This window comes from Paraburkholderia flagellata, from assembly GCF_021390645.1.
Classification (GTDB): domain Bacteria; phylum Pseudomonadota; class Gammaproteobacteria; order Burkholderiales; family Burkholderiaceae; genus Paraburkholderia; species Paraburkholderia flagellata.
Genome location: NZ_JAJEJT010000005.1, coordinates 49276 through 75156, shown reverse-complemented (window position 1 = coordinate 75156; position 25881 = coordinate 49276). Strand labels below are relative to the sequence as shown.

Here is a 25881-nt window from a genome sequence, read left to right as displayed (position 1 = left end):
CCACCTTCCTGGGAATCCTGAAAACGCTCACCTGTCGACCCATCGGATCAGGAAATCGTTGGAGACGCTACATGATGATCGCCGTTGCGATGGTGCGTGGCGGCGGCGGGATCTCGGTGCTTCCGGAGTCCGCGCGCGAAGTGCATGCCGAGCGTGGTCTCGTCACGCTGCCGATCGACGACCCCGCGTTCGCACGCCGGATTGCGCTCGTCAAGAAGCGTGGTCGGACTCTGCCTCGAGTGACGGAGGACTTTGTCTGTACGATCGAACTTGGTGGTCAGTCGGCGGGTTGAACTCGTGGCTGAATATGCGCTGCGTGGTGTGGCGAAACCGATGGGAGTGGCCGAGTACCCGCTCCTGCGCTGGACCTGCCGCGAAAATCTTCATCCATCATTGACCGCCGTTACGGTGCTAGTTGCCGCGAATCGCGCTTTCAATCGCCGCTTCCACTCAGGCGTTCAGTGCGGCTGCGCCGCCCGCATGCGGGATACCGGAAGGTTTGCCGGCGCAGCAGATCCGCCCGTTGCGTCGGCAGCCGATCGCGCGCCGCCGACGCGACGCCTCGCGCGCCCTGCACAAGACAACCGTGGAAAACGGCTATTGCGCCAACTCGAGGTCCTTGATGACCGCGGCGAGAAAGCGCGCAGCCTCTCCGCCCGTGACCACCCGATGGTCGAATGTCAGACTCAGCGGCAAGATCCTGTGCACGGCGGGCACACCCTGGTGCGCCACGACCTGCTCGTGCATCCGCCCGGCGCCGAGAATCGCAACAGTGGGCGGTACCACCACGGGAGCCGCATATTTACCGGCAATCATGCCGAAGTTCGACAATGTGATCGTGTTACCACGCATTTCTTCAGGCGGAATCTTGCGTGCGCGAATATCCGCACGCATCCGGTCGAGTCCGGCGCGAAGGTCGGCCGCGTCCCGATGCGCGACATCGCGCAGCACCGGGACGAACAAGCCATCCGGCAGATCGACGGCAATGCCGAGATCGATCTTCTCCAGCACATGGCGCCGTGCCATTCTGGCGTCGAACCATGCGTTCAGTCCCGGCTCCGCACGGCACCCGGCCGCCAGCGCGCGGATCAGGCGGATCGTCACATCGGCGTGCGGTGGCCACGCGTGAATATCGGCGTCGTCGATCACGGTCGCTGCCGCCACTTCGCTCTGGGCGCGCGCCATGTTCTGCGCCATCGCGCGCCGCACGCCGCGCAGCACTTCAGGCGGACCGAGTTCAGCGAGCAGCTTCGCCGCCCGTTGTACGTCGGCCGCCGTGATGACGCCTTCCGGCCCGGAGGGCGTCACCATCGCGAGATCGATGTCCAGTTTGCGGGCAAGCGCCCGCACCGCGGGAATCGCCTTGATAGCGCCATGCCCCGCTGCCGTGCCACTGCCGGGCGCGGCTGGCGCTTCCTCCACCGGTTGCCTGCCCACTTCCATATGACCGACCACGGTGCCCGCATCGGCATCCTCACCACCCTCGCTCGCCCCTTCGAACGCGACGAGCGGCGCCCCCAGATGCACGATGTCGCCCGGCTTGCCGAACAGCTTCGCGATGCGGCCCGATTGCGGCGAGGGAATCTCGACAATCGCTTTTGCCGTTTCGACCGACACGAGCGGCTGGTCCGCACGAATGTCCTCGCCGCTCTTGACGTGCCATTCGACGATTTCAGCTTCCTGGAGGCCTTCGCCCAGGTCGGGCAGTTTGAAGATCTTCATGGTTTCACTGCGCCTCCAGCGTCTGCCTGACCGCGGCAACGATGCGCCCAATGCCTGGCATGTACTGACTCTCGAGTCGGTAGAGCGGGACCACCACGTCATAACCCGTGACGCGCTGCACCGGCGCCAGCAACGAATAGAGTCCGCGCTCGGCAATGCCCGCAGCAATCTCCGCGCCCACGCCGCCCGTGCGCGACCCTTCATGCACGATCACGCAGCGTCCCGTTTTCGCGACCGACGCAAGAATCGTGTCCATGTCCAGCGGCTTGAGCGTGGCCACGTCGATCACCTCCGCCATCACGCCCTCCTGCGCGAACAGATCGGCGGCCCCGAGCACTTCCTGCAGCGCGCCGCCCCAACTAACCAGCGTCACATCCCCGCCTTCGCGCAGCACGTAGCAGCAATCGAGTGGCAGCGCTTCGCCGTTGTCCTCCACGGGCTGCCTGAAGAGGCGGTAGAGGCGTGTCGGCTCGAAGAAGATGACCGGATCCGGGTCGCGGATTGCCGCCAACAGCAGGCCATAGGCGCGCTGGGGCGACGACGCCGTAACGACGCGCAACCCCGGTATGTGAGCAAACAGCGCTTCCGGGCTTTCGGAATGGTGCTCCGGCGCGTGGATGCCCGCACCGGCCGGCGACCTGACCACGAGAGAACACGTGAGCCGTCCGCGCGTCCTGTGCCGCAGACGCGACGCGTGATTCAGCAAGTGGTCGATGGTGGGATAGATGAAGCCGCTGAACTGAATCTCCGCGACAGGTTTGAGGCCCATTGCGGCCATGCCGACAGCCGTGCCGACGATCGCCGTTTCAGCGAGCGGCGTATCAATCACGCGCCCTGCGCCAAAGCGCGCCTGCAAGCCAGCGGTTGCGCGAAAGACGCCGCCGTTCACGCCGATGTCCTCGCCGAGCAGCACGGCAGTGGGGTCATGCGCAAGCTCCCAGGCGAGCGCGACATTGACCGCTTCGACCATGTTCAGGTCAGCCATGGCCGTTCTCCGCACTCGGCGCAACTGGAGCAAATCGCTGCGCCATCGCCAGTTGCTCGCGCATGGCTGGCGGCAGCACCTCATAGAGATGGTCGAACATCGAGGAAACGTCCGGCGAAGCCATCGCGAGATACGCCTCGACAGCCTGCTCGACCTGCGCGTAACACGTCTTGCCGAGTTCCTCTTCCTGCGCCTTGTCCCAAACATTCATACGGAGCAGGTACGCGCGCAACCGGCGCAGCGGCTCAGCTTCCCACTGCCTGCTGACCTCCTCCGCGTCGCGATAGCGCGTGGCATCGTCGGCCGTCGTGTGATCGCCGAGGCGATAGCTCAGCGCTTCGATCAAGGTCGGACCGTCGCCGCGTCTGGCCTTCGCGAGCGCCGCCCCAACCACGTGGTGCACGGCAATCACGTCGTTGCCGTCGACCTGCAGTCCGTCGATTCCCGCTGCAATCGCCTTTTGTGCGAGCGTTTGCGCTGCGCTCTGATGGCTGCGCGGCACCGAAATTGCCCATTGGTTGTTGTTGATCACGAGCACGAGCGGCGCGCCCCACGCGCCGGCGAAGTTCATCGCCTCGTAGAAGTCTCCCTTGGATGTCGCGCCGTCGCCGAAAAGCGCCACTGCGACGCGCGGTTCCTTGCGCAACTTGAACGCATACGCGGCACCCGCCGCATGACAGACCTGCGTGCCGATCGGCACACAGTTCGGAAAGTCGAAGCGGGGCACACTGAAATCGCTTCCACGCTCGTCGCCGCCCCAATAGAGCAGACTTTCCGTCATCGTGACGCCGCGCAGCAATTGGGCGGCGTGGTCGCGGTAAGAGGGAAACAGCACGTCTTCGGGGCGCATCGCACTGGCCACGCCGACGCCGACGGCCTCCTGCCCAACCGACGATGCGAATGTGCCAAGTTGCCCTGTACGCTGCAGCGCAACGGCTTTGGTGTCGAAAGCCCTTGTCAGTACCATCGCGCGATACAGCGGCAGGAGCGCTGCGGGGTCGCTTGCGAAGGTTGGAAGTGGATGCACGGGTTCACCCTCGGGACCGAGGTACTGCGTGTAGCCGATGTGAAAACTGGCAGCCGTAGTCATGACGGCCTCCTGTGTGTTTCACACATCGTAGGCGTTCTGGTGCTTGTGCGTTTGTGCAATGCGCCACCCTCCACCGCACGCTCCGCTTCCGGGTCTATAGTGATTGACGAGCGTCCCGACTAGCGTGTTGTACAACCGGCAATGGAAGTCTCCGCCCCCGATATCGTCCGACTTTTCCCGACTTTCGTATGGTGTCGCCGCCTCGAACAGCGGTGCTACGAACCGCTTGATCGGGATCTGATGGCGTATATCGACACCTTGATCCGCAGTGGCCGCGGCACCCGCACCGGCTCCGCGTGGCAATCGGGTCACCGGCAACATGAAAGGCCGGAGTTTGCTGCGCTGAACGCGCATATCGAACAGGCTGCACGCGACGTACTCGCGTTTCTCAAAGTCGCTGATGCCGCGTTTCACATTACTGGATGCTGGGTCAATGTACTCGACCCAGGCGGATCACACGCGACGCACAGTCATCCTAACAATTATCTAAGCGGCGTGTACTACCTGCGCACGCAAGCGGGTGCCGACACCATCGACTTTCACGATCCGCGCCCGCAGACGACCGTCATTCGTCCACCCGTCACTGAGTTGACGGCTTATAACACCGATCAGGTGGTATTGCCTGTCAGCGAGGGCACGTTGCTGGTGTTTCCCGCCTGGCTACCGCATTCGGTGTCGGCAAACACGAGCGCGCAAGCACGCGTGAGCGTCAGCTTCAACATCATGTTCACCGACTATGACGCCACCATGAGTGAACCACTCTGGGGAAATTGAAACGCGGTGCGACTCAAACATCCGTGATCGGCCCAACTGCGTTCTCAGCATTGGGCGTGAGGGGAACGACGTAAGCGCGCAGAAATGGGCGTCTAGCACTCAGCGATCTGACCGTGCAGGCTATGTCCACTGATTTTTGAACTGAACCCCGAAGGTTGGACGTCACCTTGGGGTTTTTCTTGGGCAAATATACGGAGCAAGCGAAGCTAGCCGCAGTGGAGGACTACTGCACCGGCCAGCTCGGGCTGAAGGTCAGCGCGCAACGTCACGGGGTGAACGCTGCGTCGCCGCCGGATTCAACCGGTCGATGCAACGGTTTGGTGAAATCGCCGGCGCGGTGTGACAGCCTCTTGCGTGAGGCACGGCGTACTGGAGTTCGGACGAAGACGTGCACGCACGTGTATACTTGATCGCCTTGTTGGCTCTTCCCAGCGGCCTCTGTTCGCAACAGTATGGATAAGCTCGTTTCGTATGTCAGTTCGATCCACGGGCTGCACAGTCCTGTGACGATTGTGCGCCAGGATGTTTCCAGGGAAAGTTGGCGCGAACAGGATATTGAAGTTCGAAAAGAAGACGTCACATTCGTTTTCGACAACGGTGCCGTGATTCGTCGATCCGTCGAATGGGATCAGGTGGCGACCGATCTACTCTGCGCCGAATGCTGGATCGACTATCACGTGATCGAGCATCCGCCCAGCTTGCGCATCACTCCGGCAAACCAGAGATTCACCAACGTCTGCCGCGAGACCTTCTGGCTGCGTTACCACACTGCGTGACGTTTGCTCGAATGACCGCATCGCCTGGCGGCCATTCGTACCAGCGCGAATCAATGTCCCTGTTGGGTCGACTAGAGCCCGGCATTCACCGCTATGTTCGCTGGCCCCGCAGCCGGTACGCCCGGTGCGCCAGGCCCTGCCTTGCTTTTTGGCCGGTGGGCGCCGCAAAGCGCAAGCGGCTCAGAAAAGAGACAGCCCTGCGCTTCCGGTCGGCTATCATGCCAATCCTCTTCGAAGTAGCTCGTTATGATTTCCATCCGTAATACGTCGTGACCGTCACGCCGGACTCTTCGAGCAGCGTGCGGCGAAAGATCAACTCGTTCTCGGCCATCCAGCGCGACCATTCGCTGCGGTCGAACATCTCGATAGGCCTGTTCTTCGCATCGAGGATGTAGAAGCGTTCACACTCGGGCGGGATTGGGCGGGATCTCATCCATCCTGTTGGGAAGGTGCGAGCAGGAAACGGATCGCCCTTGAAATGCGTCGCGAAGCGGTCCCATGCTGCATACTCAAGGCACGATACTCGAAAATCCAACGACATGGTGACAGACCTCGCACACTCCTGGTTGACGTTCAGCGCGCCTGTAGCCGCTGCAAAGGCCGCCGGCCGCCCGCTTGTCGCGCTGGAGTCGAGCATCATCGCTCACGGCATGCCCTATCCGGAGAACATTCGCACTGCGCGCGAAGTTGAGGCCCTGGTCCTCGCGACGGGAGCCGAACCCGCGACGATTGCGCTGATCGGAGGGCGAATCCGCATCGGACTCTCTGACGACGAGCTGGAACTGCTCGGCCGCTCGGACCACGTACACAAGGTTAGCCGCCGCGACCTGCCGGCCGTGCTGGCCGGCGGCGGGCTCGGTGCCACGACAGTGGCTGGCACCATGATATGTGCCGCGCTGGCTGGCATCGAGGTCTTCGTCACCGGGGGCATTGGCGGCGTGCACCGCGGCGCGCAGGAAACCTTTGACATCTCGGCCGACCTGCAGGAATTGGCGAAGACCTCAGTGGCGGTGGTTTGTGCCGGTGCGAAGTCGATCCTCGACATCGGGCTCACACTGGAATACCTGGAAACGCACGGCGTGCCGGTGCTGAGTTGCGAGCAGGATAATTTCGCTGCGTTCTACACGCGCGACAGCGGGTTTCGCGCAGACTTCAGGATGGACGACGCAGCAGACCAGGCGCGCTTCATCCGCACCAAGTGGGACCTGGGCCTCAAGGGCGGGGTCTTGTTGAGCACGCCGGTGCCGGAAGCGTTGGCGATGCCGTCCGCAGAGATCGACGCACTCACTCAGCAGGCACTCACTGAGGCCACGGCACAAGGCATCTCAGGTAAGGCCGTGACACCCTTCCTGCTGGCTCGCATCAAAGCACTGACGGGGGGACGCAGCCTGGCGACAAACATCGCGCTCGTGAAACACAATGCCGAGGTCGGGGCACGGCTGGCGTTGGCATTGGCACAATCAGCGCGCGGAACAGGCGCGGCGTAGCCACCGGAATGCACCTCCTCCACCGCACTTCCGACAACCGCCCGACCTTGCGAACCCGTTTGACCTCCTCGCAGTGCCCCTGGATTGAAGCTGCTGCGAAAAGAGATTGAGAAGGTCCTCGCGTTAAGCTGCCTGCCTTGCCCGCGTGCCGTTCGTGGAGTAGATTTTTCTAATGATGTCCGAGGCGGGAGCACTGCCATGGAACTGAGCGTGGAACGTGTCGATGTTTGGGCAGCTACCATCGACGACAAACCCGGCGGCCTTGCGAAGGTATTAGGCGTCTTGCGCGATGCTGGTGCCGACTTGCAGTTTATCGTGGCACGTCGCACGCCGGAGGCATCGGGTAAGGGGGTCGTGTTCGTCGCTCCGCTAGAGGGCGACAGCACGATCCGCGCCGCCACACAGGTGGGGTTTAGCGTCACCCCGAGCCTTCATTCTGTCCGCGTAATGGGTCTGGACCAACTGGGGATCATCGCGCAATTGACCCGAATGTTGGCGGAAGGGGGCATCGACCTCCGCGGCGTCTCAGCCGCAGTACTTGGTACGCAATTCATTGCTTATCTCGCGCTCGACTCGTTGGGCGATGCCGAAAAGGCCATCGACATTCTACAAAGGGCCTGAAGCGCCCGTTCTGGACTGCGAAACGGCTTGGCGCACCCCGGCGAGACAAACAGGGCCACCTCCGCTGCCACGACTACCGTAGACCCTATCAGTCTGTTGCAACAGAACCGGGCGGCAATTTGAACGCCGAATAAAGCGTTGGGCATGGCGGGGAATCCAGGTGCCGGGAGAAGGTCGAGTGTGATGAACACGCCGACGATCAGAAGGCGGGTACTTTGGGCGCTCGCACTCTGCACTATTGCCACCAGCGTGGCGGTTGGCGGCGTATTGCTGTTCGAACTGTCGGTGATCGGCCATGCCGTGAGCGATCTCCACCGGGACGAAGCAATAGCGCAAGCAGGCATCGCGCGTGGCAAGCCGGCTGCGCCCGAAGAGCGCATCGATCCGCCCTATCTGAAGCAGTATGGGTTGGACCGCAACCTGTACAAGGACATGCACGGAAGTTTTTCGCCAACAGGGGCTGACTGGCGGCATTGGGGATTGCGAACCAAGGTCGCAGCCACTGTGATGTGGCTGGGTCACGATCCACCGGGAACGTGGTGGACCTACGCCCAGATCAAGTGCGTTGACCGGTTTCCCCAAGCTCACGCCGACAGCGAGCCGATCGTCGATGTTGCCGACGCTTGTCTGGGCGAACCGCATTGATCGACGCACAGTCTGACGCCTGCGCTGCCTGCGCGCTATCCAGCAGGCGCGAGTCGTGTGCGCGAAACGACTGTTCAGGCCTGACAGCGGAGTTGATAAACATCGTCCAATCGCCGAAGTTCGTCCCGCGATCAGATCAGCCGTGACCCGATCCGATCTGCGAGACATGGTCCAGCCGACATGACCGTGACCGGCATTCAGATAAAGATCGCGATACTTCTTGCGCCAAAAGACGGCCAGTTCGTCGGCGTCATCGGCCTGAGAGCGGCCAAATTCTGGCCCAATCGTAGTTGGCGCCGTTCAGGCAGCGTTTCTGCGTGTGCAGCGCAAATCAGGATTTGGGGAAAGCGAAGCGCAAAGAGGAAGTGGTGCGAACGCGTACAGATGTTGTCCCGACCACCCCTTGGGAGGAACGTAGGAACCGGAGATGGGTGGGACTGCGAGCGTGGTGCTACTGCCGCTCCGGACGGCGATAGGCTTCGCACGCAACCCCGCCACTGGAGAGGCAGTGCCGGGCCCACGCGCCATCGGCAGACGTGTCGAATGTCGATGCGTCGGGACCGTTGTAGATCGCCACCAGCGTGGCGCCTTCGGTCTCGAAACGCACCGGCAGGTGCCAGCCGTCGGCGCGGGCGCATTCGAGTCGCGTCATTGAGGAACCGATGCCGTCGGCGACACTCCATCCTCCGTCACTCAGCTTAACAGCGAAAAGCCCGGTCAACGCCTCGGAGGCCTCCGAGTAGTCGTTGGACAGAGCGGGGACAGCGCTCTCAGTCGGCTTCATGGTCGATCCTCGTGATTTGGTTCGCGGTGTTCCACAGGCAGAGCTTAGCGCTTCCTCTCTCGTGTTTTTGTGACACGGGCTCCCGGGGACTGCTGCGGCGCTGCCCGTCAGAACAGATGTCACCCAAGCTCGAGTCGCAGATCACAAGCGCCTAACAGGCGTGCGCGACGAAGCGAGCGTGGTGCTCGCCGCGTCGTATGTGCTCTCACGCGTCTCCGACAGGATGATTCAGCGACGCGCGACGCGCCTATCGCGCAGCATCCTCGCAGATGTTGACCGGCGCTTTCGCCGGAGTGGCCGAGCACACCGATCTCGATGAGGTGCCCTTTTTTTGCGCGGCGAGCCTTTTCTGCTCTGGAGACCGATCGATCAGCACGGCACCGGACTACGACGGGCCGCCCGCGACCGCCCTGGCCCTGCGCGATGTGTTGCGCTCCAGTCTCATGTACAGGTTCGCCGCAACGATACCGAAGACGATGTGAACGAACACGCTCGCCAGGTTGCGCGCTTCTGCGAACCACGGAAAAAGCCGTGTCATGCCGTAGAAATTAATAAGGTAAACGGCTACAGCGAATGCGCCACCCGCCAGTGAAGCCATCCCCATGCTCGAGTCCAGGTCGAATGACGTCATGACCAGACCGAGGGCAAGCGCGAATACGATGGCAAGGGCAAAATGCACCACAAAGGCCGCGAGCACGACACCAGGCGAGAATGCTTGCGGCGATTGCAATGCGCCTCGTCCCAGAATGATCGCGGCGACCATGCGTGGGGGCTCCAGCAGACTGCTGCCAGTCGTCAGTGCCATCAGGACGACCCCTAACACCAGGAACACAGTGCCGGCGATGACGCCTGCCAGCACGGCGGCCCGCCAGTCGAGCTGGCCGTGTGTGAAATGATGGAAATCCATGTGAAGTTGCACAATTTGTCTCCTGATTGATTCGGAGATAATTTCAGTGAAAAGCGCCTTCAAATCAGGCGTGCTTCTCACTGAATTCGTTGAGCGGCACAGGCTGCTTGAGCGGATCGAAGTCGGCCCACCGCCCTTGTTGCCAGCAGCCGGTCGCGCGTTCGATCGCCGCGCCTCCCGCATCGCGCAGCACCCGTGCGGCGTCCAACTGGCTGTCCGGCGACACGTGTACGGCCACCAGCACGCCGGATTCACGGGTTTCTTCGTTGCTGGCTTCACGCGTGCGCACCATCGCGCCGACCAATGAGCCAACGTACGCACTCACCCCAGTCGCGATCAGCGACACGATAAGCGGCGGCGAAAACACTGCGAAGACCCCGACGCCGACCAGGGCGCCAACCACCGCGCCAATTGTGACGCCTATCTCGGCACCAGCCGGCGCCTCCCTCGCGTTTGCATCGGTGATGGTCTCGAATCCGTGCTGGCCGGACGGATTGACGAAAAACAGTGTGACGTCCTCCTCGACGAAACCGGCAGTGATGACCCGTTGTGCCGCGTCTTCGGCGGCGGGGAATGTCGTAAAGCGTGCTGCGACGATGAGTGACATGTGGCCTCCTTCCATCGTTGAGTAGCGGTTGCAGGCGTACCACCCCACCTCACCCGCACCGACATATGTGCATGCGATGGCACGCGCCGGGACGATGCCGTGGTGCCGCGATCGGGTTCCATACCGTCCACTCTGAACAGTCCGCTATGTACCACTACTCTTTGCGGCTGTGGCGCAAATGCCGCTCGCGAGCGAAAAAGCGGTTGATTCACCGTGTCTCGTCGGTACGGCTGTTGTCTTCATTGTGCAAACGCGCAATCAGAATCGCGATGGGTCAACCTCCTCTATTTGAGGTAGGTGCCTCGCCGGGTGTCGCGGTGCATCGGGATGACTGTTCGCCGCTCGTGCGTAACATCGCGCGGCATGACTTCTTCAGGACGACGCAATGTGACCGTTCAATGGCAGTCTGCTCGCACGCTCGTTCGTCCGTATATGCCCTACGCATTCCCGGCGCCCTGTTCCGCTGGCTTATCGAACAGCGTGAAGTCCTTATTAATTCGTTCGCCGGCGTGGAGGTTTGTGACGAAACGTGCACATCGCCTGGTATATCCATTTGACACCTCATGCGAGAACGATCAACCAGATCCTCAATGACGGGATCACGCAGCCACAGCGCAGCCTTGCTTCGTGCGCCCCGCTTCCTGCTAAAACGAGATGGGGCTTCGAATATTCCCGGCGTGTTGTGCGGTCCGCGAGAATGAGATGGGGTTAACCACGCCGTCGAACGCACAAGCGTCGACGTCCGTCATTCCGCTGGCAACGTGTTTTCACTTTGCAATCGCAAGGTATCCGAAAGAACGCGTGGAAAGACGAGCGGAGTTGAGGGCGTTCGACTGCACAGCCGATCGCCTCAGTGCCTGCACCAATTCCCCGGCGCGTGCGCCCGCAGGGCAGCACGCGCTCAACGCAATGATCCATTTCGGTCCGCGCCGGCCGTTCTATCCTCGAAAGCTGCCGCTCGATCTGCGCTGCTCGATTGACGGCTCAGGGGCGATTTCGGGCAACGGCGTGGGGCAGCGGTCGGCCAGGTTCGGCCGTTCGCCTTCTCGCAACTACGTCGTTCCGGCGACGGCTTCGCGCCAAGACCAGTCCTCCGTGCGCAATCGCGCCTCGTCGGCTTTCTTGGCCACAGGGGCATCTGCGTGGCTCGCAGCAGCACGCCGTCATCATCCAATAGCGTTTCTTCCGTGAATTGCCGGCCAGTTGGCCGTCACGCTACGGTTGCGGCCTCCGGCCTTGGCGGCATACAGGCTGCGATCAGCCGCCCCAAACAACTGCTCAACGCTCTCGATCCCGCCGGCAAATTCCACGACGCCGGCACTGAACTTCACCGTGACCGCGTCGCCGCCCAGTTGCAGTGGATTGGCTGCCATGTGCTGTCGGATACGCTCCAGTGTCCCCATCACCTGAGCGGCACCGGTGTCCGGGAACAGAATGGCAAACTCCTCACCACCAATGCGCGCCGAGCAGTCGATTTCGCGCAGCTGCGCAGTTAAAACTTCCGCCAGCACTCGCAGCACATGGTCGCCTTCTGGATGCCCATAGTTATCGTTGATCTTCTTGAAATGGTCTATATCAATCAATGCCAGCACACTCGGGCGCCGATTCCGCATGACCCGTTGATGCTCACCAGTCAACAGTGGTGTAAATCCGCGGCGGTTGAGCAGGCCGGTCAACGGATCGTGCAGAGCTTCGCGATGCCAGCGCTGCCCAGACGCATCGGCCACCAGAAAATCATGATACTTCATGGCCAGACTCAGGCTGACATAGGTGGTGGCGAAGACAAACCCCAGCAATCTGAAGTGCGCTTCCTCGGCGCTGAATCCACCGAAAGGCCCCAATTGTTTCGCACTAAGCGCCACAATTGCTGCCACCGTCAGCAGCAATGCAAGATAAACACCAGCCGTATTGACTCGGAAAACGAGGAGAAGCAAGCCCGGCAAGATGAAATAGAACCAACCGCTGACGTTCAGGATATCCAGTGCCAGCATTACGCCGCAAAATAGCAGGGTGCCCAGCACCCAGCCCCATTCTTCACGGCCATGCGGCCGCTGCGTTGGCCAAGCCTGGTACAAGGGGTAGATCAGCAATATCCCCAGGCAGTCGGACAGAATCAGATCGCGCAGCAACCCCATCGCCCCGGTTGATGCGATATAACCGCCCCACACCAGATTGACGACAATCATTACGTCACTGATCGCGGTTGGCACTAAACAGACAAAAAAGATAAATCGCGCAAGATCCTTCGCGCGCTGCAAGCCAGCGGGCAGTATCCAGGTCAGGAAGCGCGCGGCGAGAAAGGCGTTCAACGTATCGGCGGCAGCGGCAATCAAGACGTGCCAGGACTGCTCGAGCGCGCCGACATGGCGCATCCCGGGGTAATTGGCCAGCAGGCTGGCAAGAAAAATCATCGGCAACGCCAATCGGCCAAAGCGCAGCACCAGCACCAGACCGACCCCTGAGGATAGCCAAAGTAGGGTGATATTGTTCGGCTGGAGAGAAAACAGCAACATCCCGAAGCGCGCGCACAGGTAATACACCAGCCCACCGAGAATCAGCTTCACCCACTGCTTGGCCGTTAGCATTTTGACTGCTCCGTGGCGATGCCGTCCTCGAACTCCTGCGATTTGTTGGGCCAATCGGACATAGCAAGTTACCCCGAAGAATCAGGTTGACATATCAACTATACTTGTCATGTAAGGTATTTGTATGCGCCGAAGGGTCGCCAGCGTACGCTTAATTCATCGCATCTAGAGGGCCTGGTCCAAACCATGCCAGTTAGGCGAGGAGTTTCCGAGGTGGCGGATCATGCGGGAGCAAACGTGGGGGAAGATACAATGGGCAGTTGCCCCCCCAAAAGCAGCCATTGATGTTGCACCAGTCGGAAAGGCTGTTCAGGGTCGGCTACAGAAATTCGTGGCTGACGAGAGTAAGGGCGCCGGACGACCAACGTAGATTTCCGGGTTCGGCCAATCGGCGACCGTCGCCAATGCTTCGGCTATGACGATCGAGTGACCTGACCGCGGCGGAAAACAGCCACCGAGTCGACGCCGTCGGTGTAGGAGCAACGTGATACGGCGACGTCTTTCATAGGCGAAATCTGCAGCGGTTGCCGATTCGATTGAATGAAGGCTTGCAGATACGAAACAGCCCGCCTTTGATAGGCGGGCTTAAAGGTCGCGGATATTGAAACGAACGTGTGTTACGAGGCGAACCTGCGCTCGGCGCTCGCATTCAGAGTCTTCTTTTCGAGCACTGCTGGTGCCGTTTCCCGCATCGCAAGGGCGCAGCAAGCCGAAACCACACCGAGCGCTGAGAACATGAGTGCGGGCCCGATCCAGCCGAAGGCTCCGTAGATACCCGTTGCGATGATCGGCAGCAACCCCGCAATGACTGAAGCGCCGTTATATCCCAGTGAAATGCCCGATGAGCGCACGTTTGCCGGAAACTGTTCGGAGAACCAGCTTGGCTCGACTGCGAAGATCGGATCGTGGCTGAACAGTAGCGACAGCGTGACAGCGACGATCACCATGATAATTGCGCCCGTGTTGATGAGCATGAACATCGGCACGCCGAAGGCGATGGTAAAGATGGCGCCGAACATGAAAATCGGACGGCGGCCGATCCGGTCGCTCAGCGCGCCATAGATCAGATGGCTAACGAGCCCAATCGCAGAGCCGATCAGCGTACCCCACAGAATGTGACGGGTTGTCGAGACGTGCGCCAGCGCCACGTAAGACAGCATGAAGCTCGTCGTGATGTAGTAGCCACCCGTTTCCGCCATACGCAAGCCAATGATCTTCAGGATACTGCGCCAGTCACTCTTGATGACTTCGAGCGCAGGCTGCTTCATCACCTTGTTCTCAGCCTTCACGGCTTCAAACTCTGGCGATTCCGAGACACTCATCCGGATGAAGATGCCGATCGCAACCATCAGGAAGGACAGCAGGAACGGCGTACGCCAGATCCAGTCGCCCTCAAGTAACGCACCCGACAAAAGGAACGCCCCGTTCGCGAGCAGAAGACCAAATGGAATGCCTAGCTGCGGGACGGCACCAAAGAAACCGCGGCGTTTTTCGGGCGCATGTTCGCACGCCATCAAAACCGCGCCTCCCCATTCAGCGCCGAAGCCGACGCCTTGCACCATGCGTAACAGAATCAGCATGATGGGCGCGAGCACGCCGGCCTGCGCATAAGTCGGCAAGACGCCAATGAGCACAGTGGCACCGCCCATCGCGGCGAGCGACCAGAACAATACCGCTTTGCGCCCGATGCGGTCGCCATAGTGGCCCGCGAGATAGCCGCCGAGCGGACGCATCAGAAAGCCGATGGCGAGCGTCGCGAACGCCGCCATGATGCCGACGATGGGCTCAGTGGTGTGAAAGAAAATCTTTCCGAACCACGCGGCGGCGGCGGTTCCGTAAATAAAGAAGTCATAGCTCTCTACTGCCGAGCCGATCATCGACGCGACGGCGACCTTGACCGCGCGTCCTTGTTTTCTCGTACTCATGGTGTGTCGTCTCCATTACTTCGGCTGGCCGCCTTTTACAGTGAGATGGCCAGATCGCATTGCGCTTCGTCGAGCGCTTGACACGAAAGAAAGGGCTGAACGGCTCGTGCTCAGCGCCAGGTTTCAATTACGCGGCTGTCGTCGCGCAGGCCGAGTCCCTCTTCTGCCGCCGCTCTGTAGCGGGCGTTCGCGATCGACAATAGCGGCACGTCTGCGCCGCATGATTTCGCGGCCGTAGCGACAAGATCGCTGTCTTTTACGAAGATGTTGATCGAACTCGTCACCGTTACGTCGGTGCCTTGAAGCATGCGCGGGCCGCGATCGGACAGCATCCACGAGCCGGCGGCGCCTTTCTCGATCAATTCGAGCACAGCCGCCGGATCGAGGCCAAGCGAGCGCGCGAGGCTAAGCGCTTCCGCGGCGGCCACAATATGGACCGAGCAGAGGTGCTGGTTCACAACCTTGATTGCCTGACCGTCGCCGAGTTTCGGGCCCGTGATGCGTACGCTGCCCATCGCGTCGAGCACGCGCCGAACGGCGTCGATGTCCGCGTGATCGCCCGATGCGAAGATGACGAGCTGGCCGGATTTTGCGCGAGCGGTCCCGCCGGTGACGGGCGCATCGACGACTCGCGCGCCCGCCGCAATCAGGCGTTCGCCTTGTTCGCGCACAGCCTCTGGCCCCACCGTCGACATGATGACCCACGTTTGACCGTCTAGCTTCGTACCGACGCTATCGACGAGCGAGCCCAGTTGCTGCGGTGTCGCCACCATCGCAACCACCACGTCGGCAGCGGGCGCGGCGGCGAAGCTGTCTACCGCTGCGAGGCCGCTTTCCTGCGCAACCTCGCGCGCCAGGCTAGAGAGATCGACACCGGTCACTGTGTGACCGGCGCCTTTGATTTGCAGGGCCATCGGCAAGCCAATCGCACCGACGCCGATAAATGTCACTTTCATCGTACTGGCTCCGTCAATCACTTCAACCATGTCTTGATGTTCTGGACGATCACGTCCGTCGAGATGCCATAGCGGTCGTGCAGCGTCGGCAATGCCCCCGCGTCGAGAAACTGGTCGGGCAGGCCGATATGACGGAACTCCGGCAGCACACGGCGACGCACGAGCGCGCTGGTCACTGCGTCACCAAGGCCGCCGATCACGCTGTGGTTTTCCGCGACGATGACGAGTCGTCCTTCCTTGCGGCATTGCTCGATGATGGTCGCTTCGTCGAGTGGCTTGATGGTCGGCACGTGCAGCACGCCGACGCTCGCCGAGCCGTCATCGAGCGCCTGCGCGGCTTCGAGCGCCCGCATGGTCATGATGCCGGACGAGATGATGAGAACGTCCTTGCCGTCGCGCAGCATCTTGGCCTTACCGAGTTCGAACGTGTAGTTGTAGTCGTCGAGCACAGCGGGTACCTTGCCGCGCAGTAGACGCATATAGACGGGACCGCTGTGCGCGGCAATCGCAGCAACCGCCTGCTCAGTGTCGAGCGCATCGCACGGATCGATTACGGTCATGCCGGGGATAGCGCGCATCAGCGCGAGATCTTCTGTGGCCTGATGGCTCGGGCCATAGCCGGTCGTGAGGCCTGGCAGCGCGGCGCAGATCTTCACATTGAGGTTTTCCTCGGCGATGATCTGATGGATGAAGTCATACGCACGGCGCGTCGCGAACACGGCATAGGTCGTTGCAAACGGGATGAAGCCTTCCTTCGCCATGCCGCCCGCGGCGCCCATCAGCAGCTGTTCGGCCATGCCCATCTGGAAGAAACGCTTGGGAAACGCGTTCCCGAAGATGTGAAGGTCCGTGTATTTGGAAAGATCGGCGGACATGCCGACAATGTTCTGGCGCTTCTCCGCTTGCGCGACCAATGCATGGCCGAAGGGAGCGGTGCGCGTCTTCTGGCCTTCCGATGCAATCGACGCAATCATTGCAGACGTCGTCAGGCGGGGTTTCTTTTCAGCGACGGCGCTCATGCTTCGTCTCCTTTCGTGCTTTGCTCGTGGTTTCGGTCAAGAACGGCGATCGCTTGCTGCCACTCTTCTGCATCGACACGGATGAAGTGATTCTTCTCGCGCGCTTCGAGGAAGGGCACGCCCTTGCCCATCAGCGTGTCGAGCAGGATCACACGCGGCTTCGCTTCCTTAAGCGCACGGACGCGGTCGAATGCTTCGACGAGCGCGGGCAGATCGTTGCCATTCACACGCTCGACATGCCAGCCGAACGAGGTCCACTTGTCGGCGAGCGGTTCGAAGGCGAGCACGTCATGCGACGGGCCGTCGGCCTGTTGCCGGTTGATGTCGACCAGTGTGATCAGATTTCCGAGTCCATGGTGCGCGGCAGAGAGCGCGGCTTCCCAGGTGGCGCCCTCGTCGAGTTCGCCGTCGGACATCGAGTTGTAGACGAAAGCCGTATTGCCTTTGAGACGCAGGCCGATCGCCATGCCGACGGCGATGGTCAGGCCTTGCCCGAGCGAGCCTCCCGAGATTTCCATGCCGGGTGTGTAGGTCGCCATGCCTGACATGGGCAGGCGGCTGTCGTCGGAGCCGTAGGTCTCCAGTTCTTCCTCGGGGATGACACCCGCTTCGATCAGCGCGGCGTAGAGCGCGATCGCGTAGTGGCCGTGCGACAGAAGGAAGCGGTCACGGCCTTCCCATTCGGGGTCCTCGGGGCGGAGAGTCATCGAGTGACACCACGTGACGGCAAGCGCGTCGGCAAGCCCGAGCGCCTGGCCGATGTAGCCCTGGCCTTGCACTTCACCCATACGCAGCGCGAAGCGGCGAATGCGATAGGCGTGATCGGCGATTTTCGCCAGTGTCGAGCCGACTTGCGGCTCGGTCTCCGTAATCATTGTCATGGCTGTTCCTGCGAGAGACGAGAGAAATATCCCCAACAACCTCCAATCGCCGCAGTTGTCTCCTGTTCAGCAATCGGACCAGTGTGGAAACGAGGTGGACCTAATGTAGCCTCGGGCGACAGTGCCTGACAAAAGAAAAGATTACACTAGCTCATGAATGCCATTCACGAGTCCAGCCCATGAACGTGTTTCGCAAGATTCCACTGTCGTACATCCGGGTTTTCGAGGCTGCGGGTCGAACGCTTTCCTTTGCCGATGCGGCGCGCGAACTCAATTTGTCTCCGAGCGCGGTCAGCCATTCGGTGCGCAAGCTGGAAGATCTGCTAGGCCATCGGCTGTTTCAGCGCAGCACGCGGGAAGTGCGGCTGACGCGCGAGGGCGCGATGCTCATGGAGCACATCCAGCGCGGCATGGAGGAGATGCAGCGCGGCTTCGCGCTGCTGGCGGGCGAAGAGCGCACGCCGCTGCGACTGCATACCGCTCCCAGCTTCGCCACCCAGTGGTTATTGCCGCGGCTCGCCAGCTTCGTGCGGGATCATCCGAATATCGACCTTCGATTCTCTGCCAGCACCGAATATGCGCGTTTCGACGATGACTTCGATCTCGATATCGTCTACGGCGAACCGAAACCTTCGCCGCACGAGACGATCCCACTGGGTGTCGAAGGGCTGGCGCCTTTGTGTACGCCCGCGCTCGCGGAGTACATCCGCAAGCCCGAGGATCTGTATGGCATGCCGCTGATTCAATGCGAGGTTCAGCTGTACCAATGGAAGGGCTGGTTTGAAGCCAATCAGCTCCCGCCGCCCACGCACTACGGCCTGCGATTCGATCGCAGCGCGATGGCGATCGCCGCTGCAGTAGACGGCCTTGGTGTGGTGCTTGAGTCGACGCTGCTTTCGGAGCGTGAATTGCAACGGGGCGAACTCGTGCGGCCGCTCGCTGGCTCCACGCGAGAAGTGGAATACGTAGGGCACTACCTTGTACATCCACGAAGGCAGCACCGCCACGAGGCGTTCGAGACGTTCAAGACATGGCTGATGAACGAACTTGGAATTAAAGACCAAAACGCGGATCCCATTCGCGTATGACCGCTGTGCTTCATTTGTGACCATCTTTGCCTCCGGTTCACACGTCGTTGCGGGCCTCGCCAGGCTACGGCACGCACATAGCGCGTTTTCACAGTGCTGTCGGTCCGTACCGTGCGAGCGTAATCGCCATGCAGCGATGTTCCCGCGCGCTTCGTACTTCTGAGGCACGCCTCCACCGGCTATATCAACTACTATTGTTCGGTGCTCTCGGACAGCGGGATGGCCCTGAAGTGGGGACATACGTCCTCACGGGCGATGCCGCTCGGTGATTCCTACGATGGGGTCAGCCGATTCGGCATATGGAACCCAGGTGCGTCCAACCGGGCTGCTATCTGCGCGGCGAGCGCACCGCCTCGATTATGTTTCCGGAACAAAAAACACACTCGCGGGCATTTCAGACATGACCGCCGCCGTGCACGTTTTTAGAAGCCGGGAATTGGCGATCTTGTCGGGACTGGATATATCGATGTGGCGCTGTCGTTCAAGAGCACGCAAATAGTCGGCCTTCAACTCCTCGTCGTAGGTCCCGCGCTGTTCGATTTTGCGGCGTATCGTTTCCAGGTCGTACTCGAGAGCTTGATAGGCAGCGATAGTTGTTTCGTAGGCTTTCAGCGTTCTTCTGAACTGAATCGCCGGCCGGATGGCTGCGACGAAGGCGGAAAACGTCCCAAGGGCTTGCCAGACGTGTTTGCCCATGTCCGTTTTGAAGAACCACAGGCCGGCGACCGCCGACGTGGGGGCCGCAATGACGAGCGCCGTGTCCATAGCCATATCCAAATGTTCGAGGCGGCGCAGTCGTTGACTGTAATATCGGACGTTGAGCCGAGCAGTACGAAGCATGTCATATACCGCCCAGACAGGATGGTTCTCGCGTTCCATAATTCTCCCGTACACGTGCGGAGCAAAACAATGATAGTCAAGAAACCCAGCAAAGGCGTTCTCGTAATGCCGGCAGCGCTGTTGTGCTGGTCGACTCTCACTACGGCAGGTGTGCCCGAACCGGACACACCTGCACCGGGGAGCGTGAAGTCTCTGCCGCGCGCTGCGAATGCACAACCTGAAGACGGCGCAAGCGGCGCCACTTCGAAGCCGGACAAGGGGGATGCACCGCCCGGGACACGCAGCCTCGTTCCGGATAGCGCCAAGCCCAGCGTCGATCCCACACAACCGTGGCCGCGTCGCGGAGCGGTTGATGAATCGAAGTAGGGCCTCACCCGTCGCGGGTGGGGCGAGCCAGATTGCTTTGAGGCCTTTGTGGCGCCAATCCCAATTCCTCCGCCGTTTCGGGCGGCCGACGCTCGTCCTACACAACGAAGCCGAGAGCCGCGCGTTGCGTAGACGTATGGAAATCAAAACTGTCTCGTTGTGTGGTCTGCCGCACATTGTTGCGACCGGCAAACGTGGTTGATTAGGTACCGTGCACTCCCCGATGGGGGATCGGAACGAAGTTCGCGATAGCCTGCGTGAGCAACCAATTGCACGATTGCGAACGCTTGTCGAGGCGCGGCGCCTGCTGAAATAGATCGCAGGCAGACGGCTGTTCGACTCGGCGACATTCGCGCGACGAACGCCGTATGGTTCGAGAAGGCGCACGCGGCGCGAGGCAGGTGTCGTGCAGATCCATTCGCATTGCCAGTTTCCCGGGTTTGTTTCGCAATTCGCGCTGGCGCTGTGCGTGCTCGCGTGCGTCGCGTGCTCCTCCCCCCAAACGTCTCATCAGGTCCCGAGTTTGTCGAACGCCCCAACTGCGGCCTCCACCCCTTCACAGCAGTCGCGGGCGCAGGCGATCGCAAAACACGAGAAACAGATCCAGCAGCAACTGGCCAACACTTCAGACGGCGAGCAAAGATTCACACTGCTCAAATCGCTTTCCGGCGAGTATTTCGCGGTCGGCATGGTGACCGACTCCATGCGTGTACGCGAGCAGATCGTCGAGGACGGGCACATACCCGCTGGGCGTCGCTCGCTCGAGGCTTCAGATCTCGCGGCGTCCTATGCGCTAGAGAGCGACTGGGGGCGCAGCGAGCGCCTCGTTGCGCGTGCCAAGTCATTGGCAGAGGAAACGACGCCGGCTGAACTCGAAACGCTGCCGCGGGAGCCCGCCTATGCGTACTATGGCGCCGAGGCAGAAATTGCGAGGCGTCGGGAGAATCATCATCAGGAAGCGCTAATCAAGCGCCGCGAAGACTTTGACCTGGCGTGGCATAACCTCAACGATCCATCGCTCAGTGAAAAGCGTCATCGCGCGGCGGCCAACGAAATGCTCTCCGTCACCACGGAACTGGTTCGGCTTCTCGTGCAGAACAATCGCCGAGGTGAAGCGCTCAGTTATGCGAATGAAATGCGCTGGAATGCCGATAACCTTGCTCAAATGAATCCTTCGGGCGTTCAGCGGGCGGGTCTCGCTCAGGCGCTCGCCATCGCCCTTGCGTCGAACGACGACTACGATGGTGCGCTAATCGCTATCAATGATGCGATCGACGGCTACCGTCGCGCCGGCGTCGAGCCATGGAACGGCTCGTATGCGGGCGCGCTGCGTATGCGGCTGATGATTGCGCTTGCCTTGGGGAGGATCGGCGACTACCGTGCCGACGCGGACGCCTACGAAAACGCGGCGTCAATCAATCCCGTCGTGGGGCAGTCGATAAGGGATAGCGAGCGTGAATCGCTGGTCGCAGCGGCGCACGGGCAGTGGGCTGTAGCAACAAGTTTCATAGCAGCCGACAAGGCCAAAGATCTGCGCAAGCAAGGCCCGGAAAGCCCATTCTACAAGTACAAGGCCGCGATGCAGATGCTCTATATGCTCGAGGACTCGTCATCGAAGGTAACCGACGCCGACATTGCTGCGTACATCGGTCCCATCCTCGGCAGCGAGGACGAAGGCAACGACGCGCCGACGCGCGGAGCCTATGACGAAGACGGCGCATTGGCGGCATCGTTGAGCCGACTGATGCAGGGCGACGCCGAGGACCAGACGCTGGCGTTTCGTATCGCTGAGCTTTTCCACATGAACGCGACACAGGGCGCCATGAGCGACGGCGCTGCACGCCTCGCGGCGGCGACGCCACAACTACGCGCACTGATCGAACAGGAACGCGCGCTCACCGAACAGAGCAACGATGCACACCGAAAACTGGCTCAAGGACAGGCACGTCTCGACACCGTGAATCAGGCTTCAACCAGGGCCGTGAATCGTGCAAAAAACAACCTGGAGAACGAGGACAGTGCGCTGCGTGGCACTGAAGACCGGTTGCACGCGTTGCGTAAGCAGATTGCAGCGCAGTTCCCCGCCTACCGGCATCTCACGGCGCCGGTCATTCCGTCGCCCTCTGCGCTTAGCAGCGTCCTGCGAGGCGGAGAGGTGTATGTCAACTTCTATGCCGGGCGCGACGCGAGCTATGCGTTCATCGTCCGGCCGGGTGGCGCATTCCATGCCGTTCGGATCGCCGCAACGCGCGCGGAGCTGCGCAAGCTGGTTGTCGCGTTGCGACGGAGTTTCGACATTGGCCGGCCGCCAACGACACCGGATGATTCCGGCGGGTTTGATCTCGTGGCCGCCTCGGCGCTCTACCAGACGCTGATCGCACCGATTGAAGGCGACTTGCGGGGCTTTACGACGGTCTACATTGCCACCAGCGGCCTTCTTGCGAGCGTGCCGTTCGACGCGCTTTTGATGCGTCCTGCCGGCAGCCTCGCGCAGGCTAACTGGTGGCTCGACACGGCCATCCCCGTGCGAATCCCCAGCGCTTCTGCGCTCGTGTTTGCGCGCAGCCTTCCGGCGCCTCACGCGAACGAACCGTTCGCCGCATATGCCGATCCGAGCTTCGATGGCCGTGACACTCCCTCCGCCTCCATCCTTGTGGCTACGGATGCAGGGAGCACGGCGCGAGCGTTTCCGCTCGATCAATCCACGCGTAGCCTCGATTACCATCGCGTCACGCCACTACCCGAAACGCTTGACGAGGCGCGCGCGATTGCCAGCGCGCTAGGTGCGGGCGATCAGAGTGTGATATGGGGCACGCGCGCCTCGCGCAGCATGGTGATGAAGACTGACCTCTCAAACGATCGCGTCGTACTCTTCGCGACACACGGAATCGTGCCCGGCGAGGTGCCCGGATGGCGTAAGGCCGGCCTCGCGTTGGCCTACGAAGGCAGCGGTCTCGATGATTCAGTTCTGACGTCCGATGACATCATCACTTTACGATTGAACGCAGACTGGGTGGTGTTGTCGGCGTGCAACACGGGGCTCGCGACCGGAAACGCGGGCGACGCGATTTCCGAACTCTCTCGCGCCTTCTTTGCATCTGGTGCGCGCACGATGCTTGTGACGCAGTGGGCGGTCGAATCGCACTCGGCAGCGGCAGTCACTACAAGTGCGTTCCAGGTTTACGCTGCTGATGCATCGCTCTCGAAAGCCGACGCTCTTGCCAAGGTCGAGCGAGACATGCTTCACGGAAAGTACGGCAAGTTGTATCGCCATCCGTACTTCTGGGCAGCCTATATATTGACCGGCGACGCGGCGCGGTAGGCTCGCGCCGTTCGTCACCCAACCTATAACAATATGAGGGTCCGTCTGGCTGGAAATATCGACGTCCGGGTAGCTATAGAGGCCTGCTATTTCCGTGAGTGGTCGTAGCGAGCGACTGCTCGACTTCCGATACCCGCCATTGTGCCGCTAAAGGTTCGACCGTCGGCATCGGGTCGTCTACGGAAGGTCAAGGTCCCGGCGCCCCAGAAACCTGGATGATCGACCTCCTACTTTGAGATTCGGCCACGAGCCGTCGTTCGGTTGGACCTTAGCGGAGTTATTCGAGGTCCGGTCCATTAGCACAAAATTGCCGTTCGCTTGTCACGCTAGTTGACGAAGGTGAGCGGACGCCGCACATGTGCCTGCCCGTCTGGGGAACGTTTGTGCAGGAAAAGCGCAAGGGCGTTTTCACGACGAATCTGCCGCTGCTTTATTCTGGTAACCGATGTAGGCTACCCGTTAGAGCGGAGCGTCGTTCCTTGAACGCATGGCGTGACGGTCGCGGTTTTCCTATGATGAACGACGGCATTTAGGCGGATTGGCGGGAATCATGAAGCGTTCCTTAGGCAAAACCGTGCACTGGTCGATCGATCCAATTACGGATAAGTCACTGCTTCGGCGGGCGCTTCCTGTCCTCGCCCTGCTCGTGGCTATCAATATCCTGATGAACGCGTGGCAGTCGTGGTATGACTTTCGTGCAGGCGATCAACTGGCCGCCCAGCGGTTGGATGTGCAGACTGCCCTGGTTGCCGGACGCGTCGCGGACCAGCTTCGTGACGTGAATGCGATGACGACCGCAATGGAGAAACTGCTCGAGGCCGGCACGCTTACGGACGCCACCCTCGCTAGCCTCACTGATGCGTTTGAGAATCCTTTAAGGCACACATTGGTTGGGGTATTCGATTTCGAGCCTTCCGATGGGCATTTGCTCGCCAGTTCTCGTCCTGGAATAATCAATGAAGTGCCACCGCTTGACGAGTTTATAGCGAAGGTTCGCGCGAACCCTTCCATAACTCTCATACGACCGGTTGCATGGGGACATCGAGGCGCACTTGTCGTCGCGAAGGGGCATCGGAATCGAGCCACAAATCTCGATGCGATCATCATCATGGTCGTTACCTTCGAACATCTTCTGCTAGAGGGCGTGGACCTGGCACCCGGTACCGCTGTGCTACTGAGGGATAGCGATAATCGCGTCCTCATGCTCAATCGCATGCCGCAACAGCTTTCCGTTGGTCAGGTCCTGGCTGGTCAAGGCTTGGTGCGTACGGGGCCGACGGCCACAACTGTATATGCGCATTCCCGGATCGACGGCATCGACCGTCTGGTAGCCACCCGCAAGATCGCGACGGGACTGTCTCCCAACTACTGGATGCTATCGGTCGGGTTTGCGATAAGCGATTACCGGGCAAGCCTCTGGCGGAGCCTTTACGTCAACGTCGGCGCGGCTGCCGTTGTGGTACTCATGCTGGTAGGTGGCGTGTGGCTGGTCCGCCGCGAGCGTGCACTGCAGGACCGGGTGCTGACGTTCGCGAGCACGGTGTCGACCATCGTGGAAAACATCCCGACGCCAATTGCCGTAGTGGACCACGACACGGAAAAAATCCTGTTGGCCAACGAACCTCTGCTCACGGTGTTCGGCGCCGTAGCTGGCGCGGGGCAGTCGTTTCCCCAGCTCTTTGTCGATGCTGCGAACTGGTCGGAGGTGCGCGCGACCCGTACGGACGAGGCCGTGCCCATGCCCATGCTCACGCGCGACGGAGCACGGTACATGCTGGTGCAGTGCACGCCGTTCGAGTTGGTTGAGACAGCAGCGACATCCGGGGCGCTGTTGGTCACACTGGTCGATGTCACTCGTCAGCAGCAGTTGCTCAAGCAGTTGCGCACCGAGGCCGACTTCGACGCGCTCACAGGGCTCGCTAACCGACGCTACTTCGAGAGGGCAGCGCAAATAGCGGTCGAACATGCCCGGCAGCAGCACAATCCGTTATCGGTTCTTGCGCTCGACCTGGATTTGTTCAAGCGCGTCAACGACACCTATGGCCATGCCGCCGGCGATCGCGTTCTGCAGGTCGTCGCACGGATATTCGAAGGTGTACTGCGAGACACTGATCTTGCCGCACGGGTTGGTGGAGAAGAATTCGCCGCGATCCTGCTGGACACCTCATTGGAGCAGGCACAGGCGATCGCCGAACGTATCCGCACGACTCTCCAGAATACGCCGGTCGTTCTAGAGTCCGCGCAAACGATATCGCAGACTGTAAGTATCGGCATCGCGATGTACAGCGAGAGCGAAGCCGATCTGGTGGCCACGCAAGAGCGCGCCGACGCCGCGCTTTACAGTGCGAAGGGAGCCGGCAGAAACCGTGTCGAGATCTTCGTGCCTGAAGCGCCCGCGCCCCAAGAAGCGGTATAGGTGTGGCCGCAATGCATGGGTTGATTTGTGGAACAACTTGCAGGCGAGATGTCCGCTTAACCCGGGCGGATTCAACTGGTCGAGG

General features: G+C 61.0%; 21 protein-coding genes and 2 pseudogenes. 10 read left to right on the top strand and 13 right to left on the bottom strand.

Annotated elements, in window-relative coordinates; all coding sequences use genetic code 11:
* Nucleotides 1-68: 68 nt before the first annotated feature.
* Nucleotides 69-293 (top strand): annotated as a pseudogene (locus L0U83_RS36760) (LysR substrate-binding domain-containing protein); the annotation flags it as partial.
* Nucleotides 292-363, top strand: a pseudogene (locus tag L0U83_RS41035) (PDDEXK nuclease domain-containing protein); the annotation flags it as partial. The pseudogenes L0U83_RS36760 and L0U83_RS41035, both read left to right, overlap by 2 nt.
* A gap of 234 nt (nucleotides 364-597) precedes the next feature.
* On the opposite strand, the gene L0U83_RS36755 reads toward L0U83_RS41035, so the two are convergent.
* The 3 genes from L0U83_RS36755 to pdhA are packed head-to-tail and all read right to left on the bottom strand — an operon-like array spanning nucleotide 598 to nucleotide 3797.
* Entirely contained in the window at nucleotides 598-1722 is a 1125-nt protein-coding gene (locus tag L0U83_RS36755) for a dihydrolipoamide acetyltransferase family protein (protein WP_233889327.1), read from the bottom strand.
* Nucleotides 1723-1726: 4 nt separating this feature from the next.
* On the bottom strand, nucleotides 1727-2707 hold the full coding sequence (locus L0U83_RS36750; protein ID WP_233889326.1) for an alpha-ketoacid dehydrogenase subunit beta: 981 nt from the start codon (nucleotides 2705-2707) through the stop codon (nucleotides 1727-1729).
* Nucleotides 2700-3797 (bottom strand): pyruvate dehydrogenase (acetyl-transferring) E1 component subunit alpha, encoded by a 1098-nt coding sequence (gene pdhA / locus L0U83_RS36745; protein WP_233889324.1) that lies wholly within the window; start codon nucleotides 3795-3797, stop codon nucleotides 2700-2702. The genes L0U83_RS36750 and pdhA overlap by 8 nt, the downstream gene beginning before the upstream one ends.
* Before the next feature lie 141 nt (nucleotides 3798-3938).
* Here pdhA and L0U83_RS36740 point away from each other — a divergent pair, with 141 nt between their 5' ends.
* Both L0U83_RS36740 and L0U83_RS36735 read left to right on the top strand, forming a co-directional pair.
* Entirely contained in the window at nucleotides 3939-4571 is a 633-nt protein-coding gene (locus L0U83_RS36740) for a 2OG-Fe(II) oxygenase family protein (RefSeq protein WP_233889322.1), read from the top strand.
* 452 nt (nucleotides 4572-5023) lie between these two features.
* Complete coding sequence (locus L0U83_RS36735; RefSeq protein ID WP_233889320.1) at nucleotides 5024-5347, top strand: hypothetical protein; 324 nt, start codon at nucleotides 5024-5026, stop codon at nucleotides 5345-5347.
* Nucleotides 5348-5591: 244 nt separating this feature from the next.
* Here the strand turns inward: L0U83_RS36735 and L0U83_RS36730 are convergent, their stop codons facing one another.
* Nucleotides 5592-5780 carry a hypothetical protein gene (locus L0U83_RS36730; RefSeq protein ID WP_233890029.1) on the bottom strand — a complete coding sequence of 63 codons (189 nt, stop codon included), beginning with the start codon at nucleotides 5778-5780 and terminating at the stop codon, nucleotides 5592-5594.
* A 106-nt stretch (nucleotides 5781-5886) separates the two neighbouring features.
* Here L0U83_RS36730 and L0U83_RS36725 point away from each other — a divergent pair, with 106 nt between their 5' ends.
* The 3 genes from L0U83_RS36725 (at nucleotide 5887) to L0U83_RS36715 (ending at nucleotide 8100) form a co-directional block, all read left to right on the top strand.
* A complete protein-coding gene (locus tag L0U83_RS36725) occupies nucleotides 5887-6834 on the top strand; it encodes a pseudouridine-5'-phosphate glycosidase (RefSeq protein ID WP_233889317.1) in 948 nt (315 codons plus the stop codon).
* A 198-nt stretch (nucleotides 6835-7032) separates the two neighbouring features.
* Nucleotides 7033-7455, top strand: coding sequence for an ACT domain-containing protein (locus L0U83_RS36720; RefSeq protein ID WP_233889311.1), 423 nt, complete (start codon nucleotides 7033-7035; stop codon nucleotides 7453-7455).
* A gap of 183 nt (nucleotides 7456-7638) precedes the next feature.
* A complete protein-coding gene (locus tag L0U83_RS36715; RefSeq protein WP_233889308.1) occupies nucleotides 7639-8100 on the top strand; it encodes a hypothetical protein in 462 nt (153 codons plus the stop codon).
* Between the two features lie 451 nt (nucleotides 8101-8551).
* Here L0U83_RS36715 and L0U83_RS36710 read toward each other — a convergent pair whose 3' ends face one another.
* The 8 genes from L0U83_RS36710 to L0U83_RS36675 all read right to left on the bottom strand — a co-directional run bounded on the left by L0U83_RS36710 (nucleotide 8552) and on the right by L0U83_RS36675 (nucleotide 17764).
* Entirely contained in the window at nucleotides 8552-8884 is a 333-nt protein-coding gene (locus L0U83_RS36710; protein WP_233889306.1) for a hypothetical protein, read from the bottom strand.
* A gap of 385 nt (nucleotides 8885-9269) precedes the next feature.
* Complete coding sequence (locus L0U83_RS36705; protein ID WP_233889304.1) at nucleotides 9270-9791, bottom strand: hypothetical protein; 522 nt, start codon at nucleotides 9789-9791, stop codon at nucleotides 9270-9272.
* A 64-nt stretch (nucleotides 9792-9855) separates the two neighbouring features.
* Nucleotides 9856-10398 carry a hypothetical protein gene (locus tag L0U83_RS36700; RefSeq protein WP_233889303.1) on the bottom strand — a complete coding sequence of 181 codons (543 nt, stop codon included), beginning with the start codon at nucleotides 10396-10398 and terminating at the stop codon, nucleotides 9856-9858.
* A 1166-nt stretch (nucleotides 10399-11564) separates the two neighbouring features.
* A complete protein-coding gene (locus L0U83_RS36695) occupies nucleotides 11565-12983 on the bottom strand; it encodes a GGDEF domain-containing protein (protein ID WP_233889301.1) in 1419 nt (472 codons plus the stop codon).
* A gap of 617 nt (nucleotides 12984-13600) precedes the next feature.
* Nucleotides 13601-14908: an MFS transporter gene (locus L0U83_RS36690; protein WP_233889299.1), complete on the bottom strand. Its 1308-nt coding sequence runs from the start codon at nucleotides 14906-14908 to the stop codon at nucleotides 13601-13603.
* A 110-nt stretch (nucleotides 14909-15018) separates the two neighbouring features.
* On the bottom strand, nucleotides 15019-15864 hold the full coding sequence (locus L0U83_RS36685) for an NAD(P)-dependent oxidoreductase (RefSeq protein ID WP_233889297.1): 846 nt from the start codon (nucleotides 15862-15864) through the stop codon (nucleotides 15019-15021).
* A 17-nt stretch (nucleotides 15865-15881) separates the two neighbouring features.
* Nucleotides 15882-16883 carry a transketolase family protein gene (locus L0U83_RS36680; RefSeq protein ID WP_233889294.1) on the bottom strand — a complete coding sequence of 334 codons (1002 nt, stop codon included), beginning with the start codon at nucleotides 16881-16883 and terminating at the stop codon, nucleotides 15882-15884.
* Nucleotides 16880-17764: a transketolase gene (locus L0U83_RS36675; protein WP_373321189.1), complete on the bottom strand. Its 885-nt coding sequence runs from the start codon at nucleotides 17762-17764 to the stop codon at nucleotides 16880-16882. The genes L0U83_RS36680 and L0U83_RS36675 overlap by 4 nt, the downstream gene beginning before the upstream one ends.
* A 179-nt stretch (nucleotides 17765-17943) precedes the next feature.
* Here L0U83_RS36675 and L0U83_RS36670 point away from each other — a divergent pair, with 179 nt between their 5' ends.
* A complete protein-coding gene (locus L0U83_RS36670; protein WP_233889293.1) occupies nucleotides 17944-18852 on the top strand; it encodes a LysR substrate-binding domain-containing protein in 909 nt (302 codons plus the stop codon).
* A 357-nt stretch (nucleotides 18853-19209) separates the two neighbouring features.
* Here L0U83_RS36670 and L0U83_RS36665 read toward each other — a convergent pair whose 3' ends face one another.
* Nucleotides 19210-19731 (bottom strand): hypothetical protein, encoded by a 522-nt coding sequence (locus tag L0U83_RS36665; RefSeq protein ID WP_233889292.1) that lies wholly within the window; start codon nucleotides 19729-19731, stop codon nucleotides 19210-19212.
* Nucleotides 19732-20581: 850 nt separating this feature from the next.
* Here L0U83_RS36665 and L0U83_RS36660 point away from each other — a divergent pair.
* On the top strand, nucleotides 20582-23380 hold the full coding sequence (locus tag L0U83_RS36660) for a CHAT domain-containing protein (RefSeq protein ID WP_233889291.1): 2799 nt from the start codon (nucleotides 20582-20584) through the stop codon (nucleotides 23378-23380).
* 550 nt (nucleotides 23381-23930) lie between these two features.
* Complete coding sequence (locus L0U83_RS36655) at nucleotides 23931-25796, top strand: sensor domain-containing diguanylate cyclase (protein WP_233889290.1); 1866 nt, start codon at nucleotides 23931-23933, stop codon at nucleotides 25794-25796.
* The last annotated feature ends 85 nt before the right edge of the window (nucleotides 25797-25881 follow it).

Bases quoted from the DNA above. Each gene is read 5' to 3' on its own strand.
- L0U83_RS36710 (WP_233889306.1), bottom strand. From the start codon at position 8,884: ATGAAGCCGACTGAGAGCGCTGTCCCCGCTCTGTCCAACGACTACTCG.
- L0U83_RS36655 (WP_233889290.1), top strand. From the start codon at position 23,931: ATGAAGCGTTCCTTAGGCAAAACCGTGCACTGGTCGATCGATCCAATT.
- L0U83_RS36725 (WP_233889317.1), top strand. From the start codon at position 5,887: ATGGTGACAGACCTCGCACACTCCTGGTTGACGTTCAGCGCGCCTGTA.
- L0U83_RS36700 (WP_233889303.1), bottom strand. From the start codon at position 10,398: ATGTCACTCATCGTCGCAGCACGCTTTACGACATTCCCCGCCGCCGAA.
- L0U83_RS36675 (WP_373321189.1), bottom strand. From the start codon at position 17,764: ATGACAATGATTACGGAGACCGAGCCGCAAGTCGGCTCGACACTGGCG.
- L0U83_RS36685 (WP_233889297.1), bottom strand. From the start codon at position 15,864: ATGAAAGTGACATTTATCGGCGTCGGTGCGATTGGCTTGCCGATGGCC.
- L0U83_RS36680 (WP_233889294.1), bottom strand. From the start codon at position 16,883: ATGAGCGCCGTCGCTGAAAAGAAACCCCGCCTGACGACGTCTGCAATG.
- L0U83_RS36665 (WP_233889292.1), bottom strand. From the start codon at position 19,731: ATGGAACGCGAGAACCATCCTGTCTGGGCGGTATATGACATGCTTCGT.
- L0U83_RS36755 (WP_233889327.1), bottom strand. From the start codon at position 1,722: ATGAAGATCTTCAAACTGCCCGACCTGGGCGAAGGCCTCCAGGAAGCT.
- L0U83_RS36730 (WP_233890029.1), bottom strand. From the start codon at position 5,780: ATGAGATCCCGCCCAATCCCGCCCGAGTGTGAACGCTTCTACATCCTC.
- L0U83_RS36720 (WP_233889311.1), top strand. From the start codon at position 7,033: ATGGAACTGAGCGTGGAACGTGTCGATGTTTGGGCAGCTACCATCGAC.
- L0U83_RS36690 (WP_233889299.1), bottom strand. From the start codon at position 14,908: ATGAGTACGAGAAAACAAGGACGCGCGGTCAAGGTCGCCGTCGCGTCG.
- L0U83_RS36670 (WP_233889293.1), top strand. From the start codon at position 17,944: ATGAACGTGTTTCGCAAGATTCCACTGTCGTACATCCGGGTTTTCGAG.
- L0U83_RS36705 (WP_233889304.1), bottom strand. From the start codon at position 9,791: ATGGATTTCCATCATTTCACACACGGCCAGCTCGACTGGCGGGCCGCC.
- L0U83_RS36715 (WP_233889308.1), top strand. From the start codon at position 7,639: ATGAACACGCCGACGATCAGAAGGCGGGTACTTTGGGCGCTCGCACTC.
- L0U83_RS36695 (WP_233889301.1), bottom strand. From the start codon at position 12,983: ATGCTAACGGCCAAGCAGTGGGTGAAGCTGATTCTCGGTGGGCTGGTG.
- pdhA (WP_233889324.1), bottom strand. From the start codon at position 3,797: ATGACTACGGCTGCCAGTTTTCACATCGGCTACACGCAGTACCTCGGT.
- L0U83_RS36740 (WP_233889322.1), top strand. From the start codon at position 3,939: ATGGAAGTCTCCGCCCCCGATATCGTCCGACTTTTCCCGACTTTCGTA.
- L0U83_RS36750 (WP_233889326.1), bottom strand. From the start codon at position 2,707: ATGGCTGACCTGAACATGGTCGAAGCGGTCAATGTCGCGCTCGCCTGG.
- L0U83_RS36735 (WP_233889320.1), top strand. From the start codon at position 5,024: ATGGATAAGCTCGTTTCGTATGTCAGTTCGATCCACGGGCTGCACAGT.